11 protein-coding genes and 1 pseudogene are annotated in these 21,642 nt (G+C 69.7%); 7 read left to right on the top strand and 5 right to left on the bottom strand.

Features of this window, described 5'->3' with window-relative positions; genetic code table 11:
• The first annotated feature begins 174 nt into the window (after positions 1-174).
• The 5 genes and pseudogenes from ACFSNB_RS04640 (at position 175) to ACFSNB_RS04620 (ending at position 9,031) form a co-directional block, all read left to right on the top strand.
• Positions 175-4,584, top strand: a complete 4,410-nt coding sequence (locus ACFSNB_RS04640; protein ID WP_377314869.1) for a PAS domain S-box protein — start codon at positions 175-177, stop codon at positions 4,582-4,584.
• 492 nt (positions 4,585-5,076) lie between these two features.
• Positions 5,077-5,272: pseudogene (locus ACFSNB_RS04635) on the top strand (CatB-related O-acetyltransferase); the annotation flags it as partial.
• A gap of 298 nt (positions 5,273-5,570) precedes the next feature.
• Positions 5,571-7,388, top strand: coding sequence for an ABC-F family ATP-binding cassette domain-containing protein (locus tag ACFSNB_RS04630; RefSeq protein ID WP_377314868.1), 1,818 nt, complete (start codon positions 5,571-5,573; stop codon positions 7,386-7,388).
• A gap of 96 nt (positions 7,389-7,484) precedes the next feature.
• Positions 7,485-8,354, top strand: a complete 870-nt coding sequence (locus ACFSNB_RS04625) for a DMT family transporter (RefSeq protein WP_377314867.1) — start codon at positions 7,485-7,487, stop codon at positions 8,352-8,354.
• The gene (locus tag ACFSNB_RS04620) at positions 8,351-9,031 is read left to right on the top strand and encodes an N-acetylmuramoyl-L-alanine amidase (protein WP_377314866.1); all 681 of its coding nucleotides are present in this window, start codon (positions 8,351-8,353) and stop codon (positions 9,029-9,031) included. The genes ACFSNB_RS04625 and ACFSNB_RS04620 overlap by 4 nt, the downstream gene beginning before the upstream one ends.
• Positions 9,032-9,170: 139 nt before the next feature.
• Here the strand turns inward: ACFSNB_RS04620 and ACFSNB_RS04615 are convergent, their stop codons facing one another.
• Complete coding sequence (locus ACFSNB_RS04615; RefSeq protein ID WP_377314865.1) at positions 9,171-10,784, bottom strand: CHASE3 domain-containing protein; 1,614 nt, start codon at positions 10,782-10,784, stop codon at positions 9,171-9,173.
• A gap of 585 nt (positions 10,785-11,369) precedes the next feature.
• Between ACFSNB_RS04615 and ACFSNB_RS04610 the strand changes: the two genes are divergently transcribed.
• Entirely contained in the window at positions 11,370-11,987 is a 618-nt protein-coding gene (locus tag ACFSNB_RS04610; protein WP_377314864.1) for a trimeric intracellular cation channel family protein, read from the top strand.
• A 15-nt stretch (positions 11,988-12,002) separates the two neighbouring features.
• Here the strand turns inward: ACFSNB_RS04610 and ACFSNB_RS04605 are convergent, their stop codons facing one another.
• From ACFSNB_RS04605 to gltB, 4 genes are all read right to left on the bottom strand, one after another.
• A complete protein-coding gene (locus ACFSNB_RS04605) occupies positions 12,003-14,069 on the bottom strand; it encodes a methyl-accepting chemotaxis protein (RefSeq protein WP_377314863.1) in 2,067 nt (688 codons plus the stop codon).
• A 214-nt stretch (positions 14,070-14,283) separates the two neighbouring features.
• Positions 14,284-14,517: a sulfurtransferase TusA family protein gene (locus tag ACFSNB_RS04600; RefSeq protein WP_377314862.1), complete on the bottom strand. Its 234-nt coding sequence runs from the start codon at positions 14,515-14,517 to the stop codon at positions 14,284-14,286.
• A gap of 114 nt (positions 14,518-14,631) precedes the next feature.
• Positions 14,632-16,050 (bottom strand): glutamate synthase subunit beta, encoded by a 1,419-nt coding sequence (locus tag ACFSNB_RS04595; RefSeq protein WP_377314861.1) that lies wholly within the window; start codon positions 16,048-16,050, stop codon positions 14,632-14,634.
• Between the two features lies 1 nt (position 16,051).
• Positions 16,052-20,680 carry a glutamate synthase large subunit gene (gene gltB, locus ACFSNB_RS04590; protein ID WP_377314860.1) on the bottom strand — a complete coding sequence of 1,543 codons (4,629 nt, stop codon included), beginning with the start codon at positions 20,678-20,680 and terminating at the stop codon, positions 16,052-16,054.
• A gap of 345 nt (positions 20,681-21,025) precedes the next feature.
• Between gltB and ACFSNB_RS04585 the strand changes: the two genes are divergently transcribed.
• Positions 21,026-21,259: a hypothetical protein gene (locus tag ACFSNB_RS04585; protein WP_377314859.1), complete on the top strand. Its 234-nt coding sequence runs from the start codon at positions 21,026-21,028 to the stop codon at positions 21,257-21,259.
• Positions 21,260-21,642 lie beyond the last annotated feature (383 nt).

The following is a 21,642-nucleotide window of genomic DNA, read 5'->3' as shown; positions in this document are numbered from 1 at the left end:
GTCTCCCCTCGGGTTGGGGGGGCCTGTCGCCTTCCTGTTCCCCCGTCGGGGATGTCATCGGGTGTTTGCCCGGTCTCAGGCCTTGACGCCCTGCCTTGTGTCTATTACCTTTGGTATAGTCCTGGGCAGGGGCGGCAGCGGCCGTCCCGCCGGGGGCGGGGAGTCCCCTGTACCATGACGACGATGTTGCCGACGCCGCCGTTTCCCGATGTCCTGACCGGGCTGCCCGGTCCCCGGAACGGCGGCGGGATGCGCCTGTCGCGTTTCCTGACCCGGTTGGTGGTGGTCAGCCTGCTGCCGGTGGTGGCGCTGGCGCTGTGGCTGTCCGCCGACCTGTTCTTCCATCACCAGGGCGAGGACCGGCGTCAGGCGCTGGGGCTGGCCGAGGATGTCGCGGCGGCGGTCGATCAATATCTGTCGGCACGGATCGGCGCCCTGACCATGCTGGCCGCCTCGCCCAACGCCGACCGGCCGGATTCGTGGCCGGCGCTGTATCGCGAGGCGGGCGAATTCCCCCGCAGCTTCGGCAGTCAGGTGGTGCTGGCCAGCGCCACCGAGCCGATGCGGATGCTGTTCAACACCCGGGTTCCGCTCGGCACGGCGCTGCCGCCGCTGCCGCTGCCGGCCGGGCGGTCGGCGGCGGTCGAGGCCCGCCGCCAGGGCCGGCCCGAGGTGGGAGACCTGTTCACCGGCCCGATCGCCAACCTGCCGCTGACCGGGGTGGCGGTGCCGGTGCTGCGCCAGGGGAAGGTCACCGCGATCCTGCTGACCACCCTCGAGGCCGCCGCGTTCCAGCAGATCCTCGACCAGATCCGGCTGCCGCCCGGCTGGGGCGTCGTCCTCGGCGACAGCGCCGGGGCGGAGATCGTTCGCCGTGGCGCGGCGGTGACGGGCGAGGACGAGGCGGTGCGCTTCACCGTTGCCACCGGGGTGGCGCCGTGGACCGCGACGGTGGCGATCCCCCAGGCTTTGTACTGGCGGTCGCTGCTGGGGGTGGTGGCGGTCTGCGCCGCCGGGGTTGCCCTGGTGACGCTGGTGGGCGGGCTGGTCGGCCTGTTCGCGGCGCGGCGGCTGTCGGCGACGATGGACTGGCTGGCGACCGCCCCGGCCGGGGCGCCGCCGCCGCTGCCGGTGGCCGAGGTGATCGCCGCCCGCGACCGGCTCGACCAGACCAACGCCCGCCTGCGCGAGAGCGAGGACCGCTTCCGCCGCATGTTCCTGCGCTCGCCGGTGCCGATGGCCTATGTCGAGCACGGCTCCGAGCGGGTGACGCTCAATGCCCGCTTCCGCGCGGTGTTCGGCTATGACGAGGACGACCTCGTCACCCTCGAGGCGTGGTGGACTCTGGCCTATCCCGATCCGGCGGTGCGCGACCGGGCCCAGGCCGCCTGGGCCGCCGCGCGCGACGTGGCGCGGGGGGGCGGGGATGCCGCCGCCGGGCCGCAGGATTATCCGATCGCCTGCAAGGACGGGATGACGCGGACGATCGAACTGTCGCGGATCGTCCTGCCCGACGGCATCCTGGTCGCCTTTCACGACGTCACCGCCCGCCGCGCCGGCGAGCGGCTCCAGGCCGAGCTGGAAAAGGAACGCGGCCTGCTCGCCACCCTGATCCACACCATTCCCGACCTGGTGTGGCTGAAGGATGTCGGCGGGATCTATCTCAGCTGCAACCATGCCTTCCGCCGCTTCATCGGCCGCGACGAGGCCGAGATCGTCGGCCGCACCGATTTCGATCTGCTGCCGCGCGCCCAGGCCGAGTTCTTCCGCGCCCATGACCTCAAGGCGATCGCCGCCGGCCGGCCCACCGCCAACGAGGAATGGATCACCTTCGCCGATGACGGCCAGACCGCGCTGCTGGAAACCATCAAGGCGCCGATGCTCGACGGCGAGGGACGGGTGATCGGGGTGCTCGGCATCGGCCGCGACATCACCCGGCGCTATCAGAGCGAGCTGGCCCTGCGCCAGAGCGAGGAGCGCTTCCGCACCTACATCGAGGCCTCGCCGCTGGCGATCCTGATTACCGACGGCGACGGCAGGCTGGCCGAAGTCAATCCCGCCGCCGTGGCGCTGCTGGGCTGGGACGCGGCGACGCTCACGGGGCGCTCGATCGCCGATCTGGTCGCCGAGGGCGACCGGACCCGGGCGCTGCGCGATCTGGTCGCCCTCAACGCCAGCGGACGGATCGCCGCCGAATACCGCCTGATCGGCGCCGACGGGCGCCAGCCGTGGGTGTCGCTGGCGGCGGTGCGGATCGCTCCCGGCCGCTTCGCCGCCTTCTGCCAGGACATCACCACCCGCAAGGCGATCGAGGCCGAGCTGGAACGGCACCGCCAGGGACTGGAACAGGCGGTGGCGGCCCGCACCGCCGAACTGGAAAGCGCCGAGGCGCGGCTGCGGCTGATCCTCGAATCCACCGCCGACGGTCTGTTCGGGCTCGATCCGGCCGGCGCCATCACCTTCATCAATCCCGGCGGCTGCGCCCTGCTCGGCTACCGGCCCGAACAATTGATCGGCCGCTGCTGCCATGCCGTGCTGCTGCACGGGCACGGCGACGGCGCCCCCTATGCCAAGGCCGACTGTCCGATCGAGGCGACCCTGACCGGGGGCGAGGTGCGCCGGGTCGAGGGCGAGGTGTTCCGCACCGCCGACGGCCGGGCGCTGCCGGTCAGCTATTCGTCCCATCCGATGGTGCAGGGGGGGAAGATCGTCGGCGCGGTGGTCAGCTTCACCGACATTTCCGCCCGGCAGGCGGCGGAGCGGGCGCGCGAGGCGGCGCTGGCCGAGGCCGAGCGGCTGGCCGGGGTGCGCCGCGCCTTCCTCGCCAACATGAGCCATGAGATCCGCACCCCGCTGGCGGCGATCCTCGGTCTGGCCCAGATCGGCCAGCGCCGCGACGGCGCCGGGGCCGAGATGTGCGGCCGGATCATCGAGGCGGCGCACGGGTTGCAGGACGTGGTCGATGACGTGCTCGATTTCTCGAAGATCGAGTCCGGCAAGATGACGGTCGAGCGCATTTCGCTCGATCTGGGCGAGGTGATCGACCGCGCGGTCGAGATGCTGGCGCTGCGGGCCGGCGACAAGGGGGTGCATTTCACCGTGCACGAGGCCCCCGATCTGCCGGCGCGCTGCCTGGGCGATCCCAACCGGCTGCGGCAGGTGCTGGTCAACCTGCTCAGCAACGCGATCAAGTTCACCCCGGCCGGCGGCGCGGTGACGCTGCGGGCGGCGGTCGAGGCCGACCGGCTGGTGCTGGCGGTCAGCGACAGCGGGATCGGCATCGCCCCCGAGGCGGTCGAGCGGTTGTTCAAGCCGTTCGAGCAGGCCGACGGCTCGACCACCCGCCGCTTCGGCGGCACCGGGCTCGGCCTGTCGATCACCCATGACCTGCTCGGGCTGATGGGCGGCGCCATCGCCGTCACCAGCGTTCCCGGCGGCGGCAGCACCTTCACCGTCACCCTGCCGCTGGTCGGGGCCGAGCCGCCGCCGCCCTGGCCCGAGGGCGCGGTCGTCCTGCTCGGCCTGCCCGAGGACGAGACGGCGCAGATGCTGACCGCGCTGCCGGCGGCGCGGCCGCTGGCCGAGGGGGTGGTGCGGCCGCTGGCCGGGGGGGCGACGCTGCCGGTCGACGCGGCGCTGGTGGTGATCGACCGCGCCGCCTTGGCCGACCCGGCCACCGCCGCCGCCACCGCGCCCAGGCTGGCGGCGGGCGGCGCGGTGGCGATCCTGGCCGATGCCGGCGCCGCCGGGGTGGCCGAGGGCACCGTCCCCGGCTGCGAGGCGGCGGTGGTGCTGGAACGGCCGCTGCGCCCGCGCCGGCTACGCCGGCTGCTGGCCGAACCGGCCCGCCGCCAGGGCGCCGCCGCCGGTACCGCCCGCCTCGCCGGGCTGCGGGTGCTGGGGGCCGAGGACAACCCGGTCAACCGGCTGGTGCTGGAGGACATGCTGAGCGGGGAGGGCGCCCGGCTGAGCTGCTTCGACAATGGCCGCCTCGCCCTCGAGGCGCTGCGCGCGGCCGATGCCGGAGCGTTTGACGTGGTGGTGACCGACCTGCACATGCCGGAAATGGATGGCTACGATCTGGCCCGCGCCGTCGCCGCCTTCGCCCCCGGCCTGCCGGTGATCGGCCTGACCGCCGACGCGCTCGGCGAGGAAACCCGCCCCGCCGGGGCCGACGCGCTGGTCGAGCGGGTGGTCAAGCCGGTGCAGAGCGACACCCTGGTGGCGGCGATCCTGCGCCACGTCGCCCCGCCCTCCGCCGTGCCCGGCTTCGACCCGGCCTGTCTGCTGGCCCGTCATGGCGGGCGCCGTGACTTCGTCCGCCGTCTCGCCGCCGCCGTGGTCGCCAGCCACCGCGATACCCCGGCCGTTCTGCGCGCCGCCGCCGCCGAGGGCGCGGCCGACCGTCTCGCCGCGCTGGCGCACAGCCTGAAGGGCACCGCCGGCAATGTCGGCGCCGAGGCGTTGGGCGCCCTGGCGGCCGAGGTCGAACGCGCCGCCCGCGCCGGCCGGCCCGGCCCGGTCGAGCCCTTGGCCGAAGCCGTGGCGGATCTGGTTGCCGTGCTCGATCGTCTCGACGGGTGATCCCAAGCCGCGCCGGGGGGGGATACGCAGTATTGCTGATGGCGGAAGAGTATGACAGGGTTTCCCACCGGCTCCGGCACTGGCTGGGGCGATGCGGGCCGGGGGCGAAGAATGGACGATGTCGATCTGTCGGCTATATTTACCGGTACCGTTTGGGAGGGCTCTACCGAGTATAATTTGTGGATCGATCCGTCGGTAAGGCTTGGTGGATATATCGAAGCCGAGGGTCCCTTCAATATTAATGGTCCTGGGGAAATCAGCACCCCGCTGCGTATCGGATTTTTCTCTTATATCGGTCGGAACGCGACCATCACCGGGGATGTGGAGATTGGGCGCTATTGCTCAATCGGTTGGGATGTGACGATCGGTCCGACCAATCATCCCCCCGATTTTCTGTCCACTCATCTGTTCAGTTTTTGTCACGGCGGGCCATTCGAGCGGAATGCCTTCTATCAAAATATCAATAACCCGGAGGATCACACCCGGAATCCTCCGACGGTCATTGGCAACGATGTCTGGATTGGCGCCAAGGCGACCATCATGCGGGGCGTGCGGATTGGAGACGGTGCCATCATCGGATCGGGCGCCGTGGTCACGCGCGATGTCGAGCCCTATGCCATCGTCGGCGGGGTCCCGGCCCGGGTCATCAGGAAGAGATTCGATGACGATCTGATTGAAAAGCTGCTGAATCTCAAATGGTACAATTACAATATCGGGACGATCGCGCCCAATCTCAAAGACATGGTCTACCGGAACGTTGATTTGGGATGCGACATCATCCGCCAGAACATCGAGTGTGGATTGATTCCGCCCGTGACGGTGACGCGTTTTCGGATCGGACTGGTCAATGGCAGGATGAATGTGCGGCGGGCCCCCGGTTCGGGATGACGGAAAGGGGCGGGGGCGCGGCATGAAGCCGGTCAAAGGCGCGCCGGGTCGGGGCGCCGGGTTTGACGTCACCCGCCGGGAATGGTAGGCCATCGGTCATGGCTCCTCCCCCTCTGCTCACCCTGCGCGACGTGCGCCTGACCTTCGGCGGCAAACCGCTGTTCGAAGGCGTCACCGCCGCCATCGGCCGGGGCGACAAGACCTGTCTGGTCGGTCGCAACGGTTCCGGCAAATCCACCCTGCTCAAGGTGTTCGCCGGCGAGATCCTCGCCGATTCCGGCGAGCGTTTCCTCCAGCCCGGCTGCCGCGTCGCCCTGCTGGCCCAGGAGCCGACCCTCGGCGGCCCGACCGTCGCCGATCACGTCGCCACCGGCCTGCCCGAGGGCGAGCGCGACCAGACCTATCGGGTCGAGGTCCTGCTCGACGCGGTCGGCCTCAGCGGCGACCGCGACACCGCCACCCTGTCGGGCGGCGAGGCCCGCCGCGCCGCCTTGGCCCACGCCCTGGTCGGCGAGCCCGATGTGCTGCTGCTCGACGAGCCGACCAACCATCTCGACCTGCCCACCATCCTGTGGCTGGAGCAATGGCTGGCCGCCTTCTCCGGCGCGGTGGTGATGATCAGCCACGACCGCCGCTTCCTCGACACCGTGTCGAAGCAGACTTTGTGGCTGGAACGCGGGGTGGTGCGCCGGGCCGAGGTCGGCTTCAACCGCTTCACCGAATGGCAGGAAGAGGTGCTGGCGGCCGAGGAGGCCACCCTGGCCCGGGTCGAGAACAAGCTGCGCCAGGAACTGCACTGGCTGGCCCGCGGCGTCACCGCGCGGCGGCGGCGCAACATGGGCCGGGTCCGGGCGTTGCAGGTGCTGCGGGCCGAGCGCGGCGAGCGCAAGACCGCGCTGCTCGATGCCGGGCGGCAGGTTCAGTTGGCGGCCGAATCCGGCGATCTGTCGGGGCGGCTGGTGATCGAGGCCAGCCATCTCGCCAAGGCGTTCGGCGCGCGGGTGATCTGCCGCGATTTCTCGACCCGGATCCTGCGCGGCGACCGGGTCGGCCTGATCGGCCGCAACGGCGCCGGCAAATCGACCCTGCTCAAGCTGCTGACCGGGGCGCTCGCCCCCGATGCCGGCACGGTGCGGATTGGCACCAATCTGGAGACCGCCACCTTCGACCAGCACCGCTCGCTGCTCGACCCGGAAGCCAGCGTGTGGGACACCCTGACCGACGGGCGCGGCGATCAGGTGTGGGTGCGCGGCACCCCCCGCCACGTCGTCGGCTACATGAAGGACTTCCTGTTCAGCGAGGCCCAGGCCCGCACCCCGGTCCGCGCCCTGTCGGGCGGCGAGCGCAACCGGCTGCTGCTGGCCAAGCTGCTGGCCAAGCCCTCCAACCTGCTGATCCTCGACGAGCCGACCAACGATCTCGACATCGACACCCTCGATCTGCTCGAAGAGATGCTGGCGGATTATGACGGCACCCTGCTGCTGGTCAGCCACGACCGCGATTTCCTCGACCGTCTGGTCACCAGCGTGATCGCGGTCGAGGGCGACGGCGAGGTGGTCGAATATGATGGCGGCTACAGCGATTATCTGCGCCAGCGGCCGGCGCCGGTCGCTCCCCCGGCGGCGGTCAAGCCGGCGGCGGTGGCGGCGGCAAGGCCGGCTTCGGCGCCGGGGCGGGTGCGGCTGTCCTACAACGAGACCCGGGAATTGGAACGGCTGCCGAAGCGGATCGCCGAGCTGGAGGTCGAGATCGCCAAACTGGAAACCGAGATCGCCGATCCGACCCTCTACAGCCGCAAGCCGGAGCGGCTGAGCGAGGCGGCGGGGCGGCTCGATCTCGCCCGGGGCGAACTGAGCGCGGCCGAGGATCGCTGGCTTGAGCTTGAAGCCAAGCGCGAGGCGGCGGGGGGCAAGTAAAATGGGGCGGGGGGGATCGCGCGGGCGCTGCCCGCACCCGCCAAGGGCCGGGGGCCCTTGGATCCCTGTCCCCTCCTTCGTGGGGCGGGCGGGGTGATGGGGCGGCTGGCGCCGATCGAGATCCTCGCCGCGATCGCCGTCTCGGCGCTGTGGGGCGGCAACATGGTCGCGATCAAGGCGGCCGTCGCCACCCTGCCTCCGTTTCTGTTGACCGGCATTCGCTTCGTCATCGTTGCCGCGCTGCTGTTGCCGTGGGTGCGGCCGAAGCGGGGGCAATGGCGGTTGGTGGCGCTGCTGGCGCTGGTGTTGGGCGTTGGCCATTTCGGGCTGCTGTTCCTTGCCGTGCGTGGGATGGACGCCGCCGCCGCCACCGTCGCGGTGCAATTGTCGATCCCGTTCAGCGCCCTGGTCGCCTGGGTGGCCTATCGCGAGCCGTTGGGCTGGCGGCGGGGGGCCGGGCTGGGGCTGGCCTTCGCCGGGGTGGCGCTGCTGGCGGGCGAGCCCCATGCCCAAGGGATCGGGCCGCTGCTGGTGATGGCGGTCAGCACCCTGTGCTGGGCGCTGTCCAATCTGGTGGTCAAGCGGATCGGGCCGATCGATCCACTTGCCCTCAATGGCGGGATGGCGCTGGTCGCCGCGCCGCTGCTGCTGATTCTGTCGGCGCTGGTCGAGCAGGATCAGGCGGCGGCGCTGGCCGCCACCGACTGGCGCGGCTGGGCCGGGCTGGCCTATATCGTCGTCGGCGCCTCGCTGGTGGCCTATTCGCTGTGGTACTGGCTGGTGCGCCGCCATGCCCTCAACAAGGTGGTGCCCTACACCCTGCTCGGGCCGGCGGTCGGCATCACCGGCGGCGTGCTGCTGCTGGGCGAGCCGCTGACCTGGCACAAGCTGGCCGGGGGCGTGCTGACCGTCGCCGGGGTGGCGGTGGTGCAACTCTGGACCGGATCCGCCCGGGGGAAATCATGATCGCGATCGAGCCGCTGCCCTCGCCCAACCACGAACCGCGCCGGGGCGGGCCGGTCGACATGCTGGTGCTGCATTACACCGGGATGCCGACCGCCGATCACGCCCGCGCCCGCATGACCGATCCCGAGGCCAAGGTCAGCGCCCATTACCTGATCGACGAGGACGGGCGGATCGAGGCGCTGGTCGATGAGGACCGCCGGGCGTGGCATGCCGGGCAGGCGTGGTGGCGGGGCGAGACCGACATCAATTCGCGCTCGATCGGGATCGAACTGGTCAATCCCGGCCACGAATTCGGCTACCGGCCCTTCACCGACGCCCAGTTGGTCGCGCTGGTGCCGCTGGTTCAGGGCATCCTGGCCCGCCATCCGATCCCGCCGCGCAACGTGGTGGCCCATGCCGACATCGCCCCCACCCGCAAGGAGGATCCGGGCGAGCTGTTCCCCTGGCAGGACCTGGCCGAGCATCACGGCATCGGCCTGTGGCCGTGCGGCGAGCCGGTCGAGCCGCCGCCGCTGGCGGTGATCCTGGCCGGGCTGGCCCATTACGGTTACGACGTCAGCGAGCCGACCGCCGCGCTGGTGGCGTTCCAGCGCCATTTTCGGCCCTGGTTGCTTAACGGCGCGGCCGATGCCGAGACCTGCGGTCGGTTGCGGTCGCTGCTCAGGATCACGCGTTAAGCCCCCCTGGCGGGGCTGCCGCCCCGCACCCCGCCTGGAGGCTGGCGCCTCCAGACCTCCCCCTTGTTTGAAAACAAAGGGGGTTTGGGGCATCGCCCCAAATGGGTTTGGGCGATAGCCCAATAACGACGCGGGCCGTTCAGGCGGCGCGGACTTCGCCCAGGAACGTCTGCACCGCCCCCTTCAGCCGGTCGGTCTCGCGCGACAGGATGCCCGAGGCGCCCAGCACCTCGGTCGAGGCCTGACCGGCCTCGGCGGCAGCGCGCTGGACTCCGGCGATGTTGGTGGTGACCTCGGCGGTGCCGATCGCCGCCTGCTGGACGTTGCGGGCGATCTCCTGCGCCGCCGCGCCCTGTTCCTCGACCGCCGCCGCGACGCCGACGCTGATGTCGTTGATCTGGCCGATGATCCCGGCGATCGCCTTGATTGCCTCCACCGCCTGCGCGGTGGCGCCCTGGACCTCGGCGATCTGCTGGCCGATCTCTTCGGTGGCCTTGGCGGTCTGGTTGGCCAGCCCCTTGACCTCGTTGGCGACCACCGCGAAGCCCTTGCCGGCGTCGCCGGCCCGCGCTGCCTCGATCGTCGCGTTCAACGCCAGCAGGTTGGTCTGGCTGGCGATGTCGGTGATCAACTGCACCACGTCGCCGATCCGGGCGGCGGCGTCGGCCAGACCGTTGACGATGGTGTTGGTTTCGCGGGCCTGTTCCACCGCGTTGCCGGCGATCTGCGAGGATTGGGTCACCTGCCGGCCGATCTCGTTGATCGAGCTGGACAGTTCCTCCGCCGCCGAGGCGACGGTCTGGACGCTGGCGGAAATCTCCTCGGCGGCGCTGGCCACCACCCCGGCCTGACGCGCGCTTTCCCCGGCGCTGGCCGACATGGTCCCGGCGGTGGCCTGCATCCGCGTCGCCGAGCTTTCAAGGGTGACCAGCAATTCGCCGACCGTGCCGTCGAAGCGGCGGGTCTCGGTCTCGATCACGCTGGCGCGGCGTTCGCGCGCGGCCCGGTCCTGCTCCTGGGCGGCGCGCAATTGCTCGGCCTGGATCAGGTTGTCCTTGAACACCTGCACCGCCTGGGCCATCGCCCCGACCTCGTCGCGCCGCTCGGTGGCGGGGATCGCCACCCCCTTGTCGCCGCCGGCCAGCCGGGTCATCGCCGCCGTCATCGCGGTGATCGGGGTCGAAACGGTGCGGATCAGCAGCAGGATCATCGCCAGCGCCAGGGCGAGGCCGGCCAGCAGGCCGCCGGCCACCGACAGGCGGGCGGTCGAACTGGCCGAGGCCGCCTCCTGCCCGCGCTGGGCCAGCAGCGCCGCCTCGGTGTCGCGGATCTCGCCCAGGATCGACCGCACCGCGTCCATGCTGGCCTTGCCCTGGCCCGAGGCCTCCAGCTGGCGCGCCTCCTCGATCCGGCCCTGCCGGGCCAGATCGATCTCCCGGGTGGCGATCTCGTTGTGCCACCGTCCGGCCTGCCGCTCCAGCCCGTCGATCCGGCCCTGCTGGACCGGATTGTCCCGGGTCAGCCCGCGCAGCCGGCCGAGCGCGCTCTCGAAACTGGCATGACCGGCGCGATAGGGGGCAAGGAAGCCGTCCTCGCCCGACACCAGGAAACCGCGCAGTCCGGTCTCCTGGTCCAGCATCGCGCCCTTGATCTCCTCGACCGTCCCCAGCACCGTGTAGGTATGGGTGTTCCATTCATTGGCATGGTCCAGGGTCGCCAGAACCGACCAGGTCGCGGCCGACACGCACGTCATGATCAGAAGAACGCCGCCGAATGAAATGGATAATTTACGGGAGATTTTCCAATCGGAAAAATTCATCGAACCCTCTCCTTTGTCTGATCATCCAGCCATTGGCGCACGAACCCGATTCTTGAGCGATCGTCGGTCCGTGAACGCTGCCTGTCCCCTCCTTGGTCGCTACAAAATCACGGTCGTGGGAAACAGAGGATCACGCGCCTCGGCTCAGGCGCACATGCCAAACGTTCCAAACTGTAACCCAGAATCTCCTGATGGTCGTTGATTTCCTCTCACCGCTCCGCCGCTGCGGCCATGCTTGATCCGCCCCGCGCCAATCCCCAGATGATGAAACGGCGATTTTCTCGGGAAAAGTTACCGTCCGGTGTCAGGGACGGATCTCTCCCATATAGGTAGAATTTGTTAACATATTTATCTCCCCATACGTTTGGACGATCTACGCCGACCGCCTCCGGGACCGGGCGTCCCTGCGGTGGATCGGCCAGGGAGGGGGGGCTGGGTTCGGCCACGAATCCGCCATCTTCCCGGGGATAATCTCCGGCGGGGGACCAGCATGACCTTGGCAGGAAGGGGCGGTGGCGGATGCTGCTGACGGTGGTTTATTTCGTTGCGATCACCGCCGAGGCGATGTCGGGCGCGCTGGCGGCCGGACAGCGCAATCTCGATTTCTTCGGCGTGGTGGTGATCGCCTTCGTCACCGCGCTGGGCGGCGGGACCATCCGCGATCTGGTGCTGGGCCATTTCCCGATCGGCTGGACCCAGCATCCCGGCACGATTTATCTGGTGGTGTCGGCCGGTCTGCTCACCACCCTGATCGCCCGCCACATGGTCCGGCTGAAACGGCTGTTCCTGGTGCTGGACGCGATGGGACTGGCGGCCTTTTCGCTGATCGGCTGCCGGGTGGCAGTGGAGATGGACTACGCCACCCCGGTGGTGATCCTGGCCGGGATGATCACCGGGATCTGCGGCGGCATCCTGCGCGACGTTCTGTGCAATCAGGTGCCGATCGTGTTCAGCGGCGAACTGTACGCGGTGGTGTCGCTGGCGGTGTGCGCGCTCTATCTCGGCCTGGCCTTCTGTGGCGTGGCCGAGCCGATCGCCATCGCCATCAGCGTGGTGGCCGGGCTGGTGCTGCGGCTGCTGGCGATCTGGCGCGGCTGGCGGCTGCCGACCTTTTCCTATCACGAGCGGTGGGACTGACCGCGCCATCGCGGCTCAGGCCCGGATCCGCGCCAGGAAGCCCTCGACCTGGGCGTCGAGTCCGCGCATTTCCGTCCCGAGCTGCTGCATCGATTCCCGCATCTCCGCCGCCCGCGCGCCATTCCGGCGCATCGCGTCGTTGACCCCGGCGATGGCGCGCGACACCTCGGCGGTGCCATCGGCGGCATGGTGGACGTTGCGGCTGATTTCGCGGGTGGCGGCGGATTGCTGCTCGACCGCGGCGGAGATCTGGGCCGAGATGGCGTTGACGCTGTCGATGGTGGCGCCGATCGCCCCCAGCACCGCGACGGCGTCGCGGGTGCGGGCCTGCACCGCCCCGATCTGGCTGGAAATCTCGTCGGTGGCCCGCGCGGTCTGGTTGGCGAGGTTCTTGACCTCGCCCGCCACCACCGCGAAGCCCTTGCCCGCCTCGCCGGCCCGGGCCGCCTCGATGGTGGCGTTGAGGGCCAACAGGTTGGTCTGGCTGGCGATGTCGGTGATCAGGGCGACCACGTCGCCGATTCGCTCGGCCGCCTGGGCGAGGTCGAGGATGGTCTGGCGGCTGTGGTCGAGCTGGCCGGCGGCGTCACGGGCGACCTGGGCCGACTGGCCGACCTGACCGCTGATTTCCGCGATCGAGGCGGCCAATTGCTCGCTGGCGGCGGCGACGGTGTGGACCCGGTCGGTGGCCTCGCCGGCGGCGCGGGCGACGGTGTCGGCCCCGGCCGAGGCGCTGGCGGCGGTGTCGGACATGCCGTGCGCGCTGTCCTCGAGCGCCTTGGTGCGCTCGCCGACCGAGCGGACCAGGGCGGCCACCTCGGTCTCGAACGCCTGGGCGGTGTCGATCAGCAGGCGGCGGCGCTGCTCGGCCGCCTGGGCGGCATGATCGTCGGCCTCGCGCCGCAACGCCGCCATCGCCAGGGCGTTGTCCTTGAACACCGCGACGGCGCGGGCCATCGCCCCGATTTCGTCGTGGCGGGCGGTGCCGGCGATGGCGGTGTCGAGTTCGCCCGCCGCCAGCCGGGTCATCGCTCCGGTCAGGGCGCGGATCGGCCGGGCGATGGCGTTGCCGAGACCCAGCGCGAGCAGGATCGCCAGCGCCAGCACTCCGGCGCCCGACAGGATTAGCCGGGTCCGGGTCGCCCGCGCCGCCGCCAGCACGGTGTCCTCCGGCACGGCGATCAGCACGCTCCAGCTTTCGGGGGCGCGGCCGAAGCGGATCGGCACCAGCACCGCGAGCTGCGCCCGCCCGGCGGAATCGGTCAGGGCGGTTTCCGCCACCTCGCCCCGGCCGGTGCGGTCGAGCGCGGCGAGCAGGCCGGGCTCGGTCACCGCCTGTCCGACCGTGCCGGTGCCGGTGGCGACCACCCAGCGCCGGTCATGCGACACCAGCCCGACCCGGCCGGTGCCCATCGGGGTGAGGGCGGCGAAATCCTGCTGAAGCCGGTTGAGGGCGAGATCGACGGTGGCGACCCCGACCGCCTTGCCGCCGGACAGGATCGGCGCCACCGCCGACACCATCAGGGTCTTCTGCCCGCCGGCCTCGTCGAGATAGGGCGGCGTGATCACCTCGCGCTTTTCGCGGATCGGGGTGTAGTACCAGAATTGCTCGGCCGGATCGCCGGTCAGCGGGGTGACCTCGACCGTTTCGGCGCCGAACTTGCGGTAGGCGTAGGCGAGGAAGCGGCCGGTCTCGTCGCCCCATTTGCCGCCGGCATTGGCGGCGTCACGGTGGTCGAAATCGGGCTCGAAGCCGGCGAACACCCCGACCACGCCGGGATTTTCATGCAGGATCCGCAGCAGGTCGGTGGCGACGGTGGCGCGGTCGAGGCTGGCCGGATCGTCGCGCCCCAGCCACAGCGCGTTGGCGCGGGCGGTGGTCTGACCGGTTTCGATCATCTGGCGGACCTGACCGGCGGCGGCGAAGGCGGTCTGACGCATCAGCGCCAGCGCGTTGGCCTTGGCGTCGCCGAACGCTTCAAGGCTGGCCAGCCCGATGATCAGGACGAAGCCGCCGATGATCAGCAGCAGCACCGGCAGAAGGATACGCGCCCTGATCGAAGATATCCGCAGCCCGACCATGTCCACCGCCTGTTCGTGACCAAAAAAAGGGCAACGACTAGGGGTGATGCTAACGAAGGCAGGGCGGGAAATCCACCCCGCTGATCGCTAATTAATTTTGACCAACCCTGACGTTCAGGTCGGAACATCGGGCCGAGCGCGGTGGTTTCGCTGACGTAACACAGCGTCGGCGGTTCGAATCGGGATGAGGGAGAGCGATCACCCAGGCCTGGGTTCAGCCCTTGCGCTGGATCCGGAAGCGATAAACCTCGCCCTCCTGCCCGGACTCGAGCAGATGATGCCCGGTCTGCTGACAGAGGGAGGGAAAATCGCGCAGCGCGCCGGGATCGGTGGCGAGCACGGTCAGCACCGCGCCCGGCTCGATCCGGTCGAGGGCCTTCTTGGCGCGCAGCACGGGCAACGGACAGGCCAGCCCGCGCACATCGAGGGTCAGAGGATCATCGGTCATCGTTGCGGACTCCCGGTCAGGGAGGTCCAGGAACCTCAGGTTCCTGGTGGGTGTGGGCAAAGCCCACGAAAAAGGGCCCCGACGGTTCCCCGCCGGAGCCCTGTTCTCTTGCGGTCAGACGCGCGGCAGCGCGCTCGACCCCATCAGCCAGCCATCGACGGCGCGGGCGGCCTGACGGCCTTCGCGGATCGCCCACACCACCAGGCTCTGCCCCCGGCGCATGTCGCCGGCCGCGAACACCTTGGGATTGGAGGTCTGATACCCCTCGGTGTCGGCCTGCACGTTGCCGCGCTTGTCCTTGGCGATGCCGAGCCCGTCGATCAGGCCGGCATGGACCGGATGGACGAAGCCCATCGCCAGCAGGACCAGATCGGCCTCGAGATGGAACTCGGTGCCGGGGATCGGCTGGAACTTGGCATCGACCTCGGTGCAGTCGAGCCCGGTCAGGCGGCCGTTCTCGCCGGTGAAGCGGACGGTGCCGACCGACCAGCGGCGATCACAGCCCTCGTCATGCGACGAGGAGGTGCGCAGCTTGTACGGCCAGTTCGGCCAGGTCACCAGCTTGTCTTCCTTCTCCGGCGGCCGGGCCATGATCTCGATCTGGGTGACCGAGGCCGCGCCCTGGCGGTTGGAGGTGCCGACGCAATCGGCGCCGGTGTCGCCACCGCCGATCACCACCACCTTCTTGCCCTTGGCGAGGATGTCGGCGACGCCGACCGGCTCGCCGCCGTTGCGGCGGTTCTGCTGGGCGAGGAACTCCATCGCGAAATGGACCCCGTTCAGCTCGCGGCCGGGCACCGGCAGATCGCGCGGCTGCTCGGAGCCGCCGGTCAGCAGCACCGCGTCGAAGCCGGCGACCAGATCCTCGGCGCTGATGTCGCGCCCGACCAGGGTGTTGGCGCGGATCTCGACCCCTTCCGCCTGCATCTGGGCGGCGCGGCGGTCGATCACCCCCTTGTCGAGCTTGAAGTCGGGGATGCCGTAGCGCAGCAGGCCGCCGACCTTGGCGTTCTTCTCGAACAGGACGACGTCATGGCCGGCGCGGGCCAGCTGCTGGGCGGCGGCGAGGCCGGCCGGGCCGGCGCCGACCACCGCCACCTTCTTGCCGGTGCGGTGCTGGGCGATTTCGGGGACGATCCAGCCCTCGGCCCAGCCGCGCTCGACGATCGACAGCTCGATGTTCTTGATCGTCACCGGCTGGTCGGTGAGGTTGAGGGTGCAGGCCGCCTCGCACGGGGCGGGGCAGATCCGCCCGGTGAATTCGGGGAAGTTGTTGGTGGAATGGAGCACGGCGAGCGCCTCCTGCCACCGGCCCCGATACACCAGATCGTTCCAGTCCGGCATCATGTTGCTGACCGGGCAGGCCTGATGACAGAACGGCACGCCGCAATCCATGCAGCGGGCGCCCTGCCGGGTCAGCTCGTCGGCCTCGAGCGGCAGGGTGAACTCGTGATAGTGACGGACACGCTCCGCCGCCGGCTGATAGCTCGGGGTCTTGCGGTCGAATTCCTTGAATCCGGTCGGCTTGCCCATCTCAGCGTCCTCCCGCCACGGCCAGCTTGGGCTGCTGGGCTTTTTGCATCTCTTCCAGGGCACGCCGGTAATCGACCGGCATCACCTTGACGAATTTCGGCAGGCTGGTGGTCCAGGTCCGCAGGATCTCCTCGGCCCGGGCACTGCCGGTGAGGGCGAGGTGACGCTTGAGCAGGGTCTTGATCCGCCGCGCGTCGTCCCGGGTCATGTCGCTCAGCAGCTCGACCAGACCATGGCCCTCGAGGTCGCCGCACTGGCCGTCAACGCCGCAGGCGATCGCTTCCTCGGCCGCGATCGGCTCGAGTTCGACCATCGCCTGATTGCAGCGCTTGGCGAAATCGCCGGCCGCGTCGAAGACATAGGCGACACCGCCCGACATGCCGGCCGCGAAGTTACGGCCGGTCGGGCCGATCACCAGGACGCAGCCGCCGGTCATGTATTCGCAGCCATGGTCGCCGACACCCTCGACCACCGCCACCGCGCCGGAATTGCGCACGGCGAAACGTTCGCCGGCGACACCCCGGAAGTAGCTCTGGCCGTTGATCGCGCCGTACAGCACGGTGTTGCCGACGATGATGTTGTCCTCGGCGACGATCGACGAGACCTTGGGCGGATAGATGACGATGGTGCCGCCCGACAGGCCCTTGCCGACATAATCGTTGCCTTCGCCCTCAAGCTCGAGCGTCACCCCCTTGGCGAGGAAGGCGCCGAAGCTCTGGCCGGCGGTGCCGGACAGATGGACGTGCAGCGGGGTGGCGGCGGGCAGGCCGGCATGGCCGTGCCGCTTGGCCACCTCGCCCGACAGCATCGCGCCGACCGAGCGGTTGTAGTTGCGCACCGGACGCTCGATCCGCACCGGGCCGAGGCCGGCCAGGGCCGGTTCGGCCGCCGCGATCAGGTCGCGGTCGAGCACGGTATCGACCTCGTGGGTCTGCGGCTCGGCATGGCGGGTGGCGACCTCGGGGCCGACCGGGATCTGGTGGAACAGCTTCGAGAAGTCGAGCCCCTTGGCCTTCCAGTGATCGACCGCCGCGCGGGTGTCGAGCAGGTCGGCGCGGCCGATCAGCTCTTCCAGCTTGCGCACGCCCAGGCTGGCCATCAGCTCACGCACTTCCTCGGCGACGAAGAAGAAGTAGTTGATGACGTGCTCGGGCTGGCCGACGAAACGCTTGCGCAGCTCGGGGTCCTGGGTGGCGACGCCAACCGGACAGGTGTTGAGATGGCACTTGCGCATCATCAGGCAGCCGGCGGCGATCAGCGGCGCGGTGGCGAAGCCGAACTCGTCGGCGCCGAGCAGGGCGGCGATCACCACGTCGCGGCCGGTGCGCAGACCGCCGTCGCACTGCACCGCGACGCGGCCGCGCAGACGGTTGAGCACCAGGGTCTGGTGGGCTTCGGCGAGGCCGATTTCCCACGGGCTGCCGGCATGCTTGATCGAGGTCAGCGGCGAGGCGCCGGTGCCGCCGTCGAAGCCGGAGATGGTGATGTGGTCGGCCTTGGCCTTGGCCACGCCGGCGGCGACGGTGCCGACACCGATCTCGGACACCAGCTTGACCGAGATGCGGGCGCGCGGATTGACGTTCTTCAGGTCGAAGATCAGCTGGGCCAGATCCTCGATCGAATAGATGTCATGGTGCGGCGGCGGGCTGATCAGGCCGACGCCGGGGGTGGAGTGACGCACCTTGGCGATCACCGCATTGACCTTGTGGCCGGGCAGCTGGCCGCCCTCGCCGGGCTTGGCGCCCTGGGCCATCTTGATCTGGATGTCGTCGGCGTTGACCAGATATTCGGCGGTGACGCCGAAGCGGCCGGAGGCGACCTGCTTGATCGCCGACCGCTTGGAATCGCCGTTGGCGAGCGGCAGGAACCGCTCCGGCTCCTCGCCGCCCTCGCCGGTGTTCGACTTGCCGCCGATGCGGTTCATCGCGATGGCGAGGGTGGTGTGGGCCTCATACGAGATCGAGCCGAACGACATCGCGCCGGTGGCGAAACGCTTGACGATGTCCTTGGCGGATTCGACCTCGTCGAGCGGCACCGGGGCGCCGGCCGGCTTCAGCTCGAACAGGCCGCGCAGGTGGAGCAGGCGGCGGGTCTGGTCGTTGACCGTCTGGCTGAACTGGCGGAACGTCTCGTAAGAGCCCGAACGCACCGCGTGCTGCATGGTGCCGATGGTCTCGCTGGTCCAGACATGGTCCTCGCCGCGCAGGCGGACGGCGTATTCGCCGCCGACGTCGAGGGCGCCGCGATAGATCAGCGCGTCGGAATAGGCGGCGCGGTGACGACGGACGGTTTCCTCGGCGATCTCGGCCAGACCGACGCCGCCGATCCGGCTGGCGGTGCCGGCGAAGTACTGGGCGACGAACGCGTCCGACAGGCCGATCGCGTCGAAGATCTGGGCGCCGCAATAGGACTGGTAGGTCGAGATGCCCATCTTGGCCATCACCTTGAGGATGGCCTTGTCGAGCGCCTTGATGTAGCGCTTCTGCACCTCATGCGAATCGAGCTTTTCGGCCAGGGTCGGCCGCATCGATTCGAGCGTCTCGAAGGCGAGGTAGGGGTTGATCGCCTCGGCGCCGTAGCCGGCCAGCACGCACATGTGGTGGATTTCGCGCGCCTCGCCGGTTTCGACCACCAGACCGGCGCGGGTGCGCAGACCCTCGCGGATCAGGAAGTGGTGGACCGCCGAGGTGGCGAGCAGCGAGGGGATCGCCACCCGCTCCGGGCCGATGGCGCGGTCGGACAGCACCAGGATGTTGTAACCCGCCTCGACCAGGGCCTTGGCCTTGGCGCACAGCGCGTCGAGCGCCGGGGCCAGCCCGTCGGCGCCCTGGGCGGCGTCCCAGGTGATGTCGAGGGTGACGCTGCGGAAGGTCGAGCCGGGCAGGGTCTCGATCCGGCGGATCTTCTCCAGCGCCTCGTTGGTCAGGATCGGCTGGCGCACCTCGAGCCGCTGGCTCTGGGCGCTGCCGTCACCGCGGCCGAGCAGGTTGGGGCGCGGGCCGATCAGCGACACCAGGCTCATCACCGATTCCTCGCGGATCGAATCGATCGGCGGGTTGGTGACCTGGGCGAAGCACTGCTTGAAGTAGGTGAACAGCAGCTTCGACTTGTCCGACAGCACCGCGATCGGGGTGTCGGTGCCCATCGAGCCGATCGCTTCCTGGCCGGTGCTGGCCATCGGCTGGAGCAGGAACTTGAGGTCTTCCTGGGTGTAGCCGAAGGCCTGCTGACGGTCGAGCAGGGTGGCGGGATCACCGGCCTGGGGCTCGGCGGCGACCTCGATGTCCTCCAGCACCAGCTGCGACTGGGCCAGCCACGCGGCATAGGGCTGGGCCGAGGCGAGCTGGTCCTTGATCTCGTCGTCGCCGATGATCCGGCCCTGCTCCAGGTCGATCAGCAGCATCTTGCCGGGCTGGAGCCGCCACTTGCGGGCGATGTTCTCTTCCTTGATCGGCAGCACGCCCATCTCGGAGGCCATCAGCAGCTTGTCGTCCTTGGTGACGATGTAGCGGGCCGGGCGCAGGCCGTTGCGGTCCAGCGTGGCGCCGATCTGGCGGCCGTCGGTGAAGCAGACGGCGGCCGGGCCGTCCCACGGCTCCATCAGGGCGGCGTGGTACTCGTAGAAGGCGCGCCGCTTGGCGTCCATCAGCGGGTTGCCGGCCCAGGCCTCGGGGATCAGCATCATCATGGCGTGGGCCAGCGGGTAGCCGGCCATCACCAGCAGTTCGAGCGCGTTGTCGAAGCAGGCCGAATCCGACTGACCCTCGGGGATCAGCGGCCACAGCTTGGCGAGATCCTCGCCCAGCACCGCCGAGGAGACGGTCTGGCGCCGCGCGTTCATCCAGTTGAGGTTGCCGCGCAGGGTGTTGATCTCGCCGTTATGGGAGATCATGCGGAAGGGATGGGCCAGCCGCCAGCTCGGGAAGGTGTTGGTGGAGAAGCGCTGGTGCACCATCGCCAGGGCGCTTTCCATCCGCTCGTCGCGCAGGTCGGCATAGAAGGCGCCGACCTGATCAGCCAGCAGCATGCCCTTGTAGATCAGGGTGCGCGACGACAGCGACGGGATGTAGAAATCAGCCTCGGAGCCGGCGGGGGCGTTGTTGAACACCCGCTTGCGGATCACGAACAGCTTGCGCTCGAAGGCGTCCTGGTCGGCCAGGGCGGCGTTGCGGCCAATGAACACCATCCGCACCACCGGCACGGTCGGCAGCACGGACTCACCCAGCAGCGAGGAATCGGTCGGCACGTCGCGCCAGCCGATCAGGGTCTGGCCTTCCTCGGCGACCATCGCCTCGAAATGGGCCTCGCAGGCGGCGCGGATCGCGGCGTCCTGGGGCAGGAACACGCAGCCGGCGCCGTAATGGCCCTCGGCCGGCAGGGCGAGGCCGAGCCGGCCCGCCTCGGCGCGCAGGAAGGCGTCGGGGAGCTGGATCAGGATGCCGGCGCCGTCGCCGGCCTTGGGATCGGCCCCGACCGCGCCGCGATGAGTGAGATTCACCAGAATCTCAAGTCCGTCGCGGATGATGTCGTGCGACTTTCGGTTCTTGATGTCGGCAATGAAACCGACGCCGCAGGCATCGTGTTCGTGGCGCGGGTCGTACAGCCCCTGGGCCTCAGGCAATCCGCTCATCTCTCCGTCACTTCCTTCATATCCCCACCGTCCCAACGGGTTCGTTGCGCCGGTACGATCGATCAAGGTTGCCGGCCGCATGGGCGCGACCGACCTCGCCCGCGCCGGGCGCGCCGGGCGGGCAAAGTGGACTTCATAAGCCATTCCGTCGCCGACGCCAAGTGTCGGCTGAAGCGGTCGGGCTCCCTTGACATCATAAAATTCGGTGTGGGGGCGGTTTCAACGGCTTGACGGGGGCGCCCCCATCGCCTGGACAGGGCGGCCTGACTTCCGTTGGGGGCGGGGTTGCGCCACCGCGCCCGGTCCGGCACAGTGAACGGTCGTACCGAGACGGGAGGGACCGCAATGGCCAAGGACGTGACCGTGACCGTGATCGATGGCCCCCGCCGCGACGATTCGCGCCGGGCGCAGAAATGGGTGGCGCTGCTGTCGGCGCCGGTGTTCTTCCTGATCGCCGGCACCCTGGCCAATGCCGGGATGGAGCAGGTCAGCACCGCCTTCGCCATCCTGGCGATGGCGATGCCGGCGCTGTTCGTGGTGCTGGCGCTGCGCGATCTGGTGGTGCGGATCCGTAGCTAGAGCCTTTCCCACGCGAACGAAGTTGGGGGGGAAAAGGCGATCAGCCCGCGCGGCGCTTGAGCGGCCCCGGTACGGGGCGCGTCACGCCAACCGACCATCCGGGCGGCCCGCGCCGCCCGGATTTTCCTCACGTCACATGAACAGGAAATGGACCGAATGCCAGGAGGCATTGATCGGCGGTTCGGCCGGTTGCGGGGCGGCCCGGCGGGTGCGGGTCGTGGCGGGGTCGTCTTGGTGGGGGCCGTCGTGGGGCGGGAGTGAAGAGGGCAGGGGAGCCTCGGTCCGAAGCTCGGAGGGTCCGCTTTCGTCGTTCCGGTGGTCCATGGTGGGCCTCGCGTCAAACGGCTGGGACGGAAAGGCGTGCCGGCGCCGCTGCCGGGGAC

This window comes from Phaeospirillum tilakii (assembly GCF_042683125.1).
Lineage (GTDB): Bacteria > Pseudomonadota > Alphaproteobacteria > Rhodospirillales > Magnetospirillaceae > Phaeospirillum > Phaeospirillum tilakii.
The sequence above is the reverse complement of the archived record's forward strand: the minus strand, read 5'-3'. Positions and strand labels throughout refer to the sequence as shown.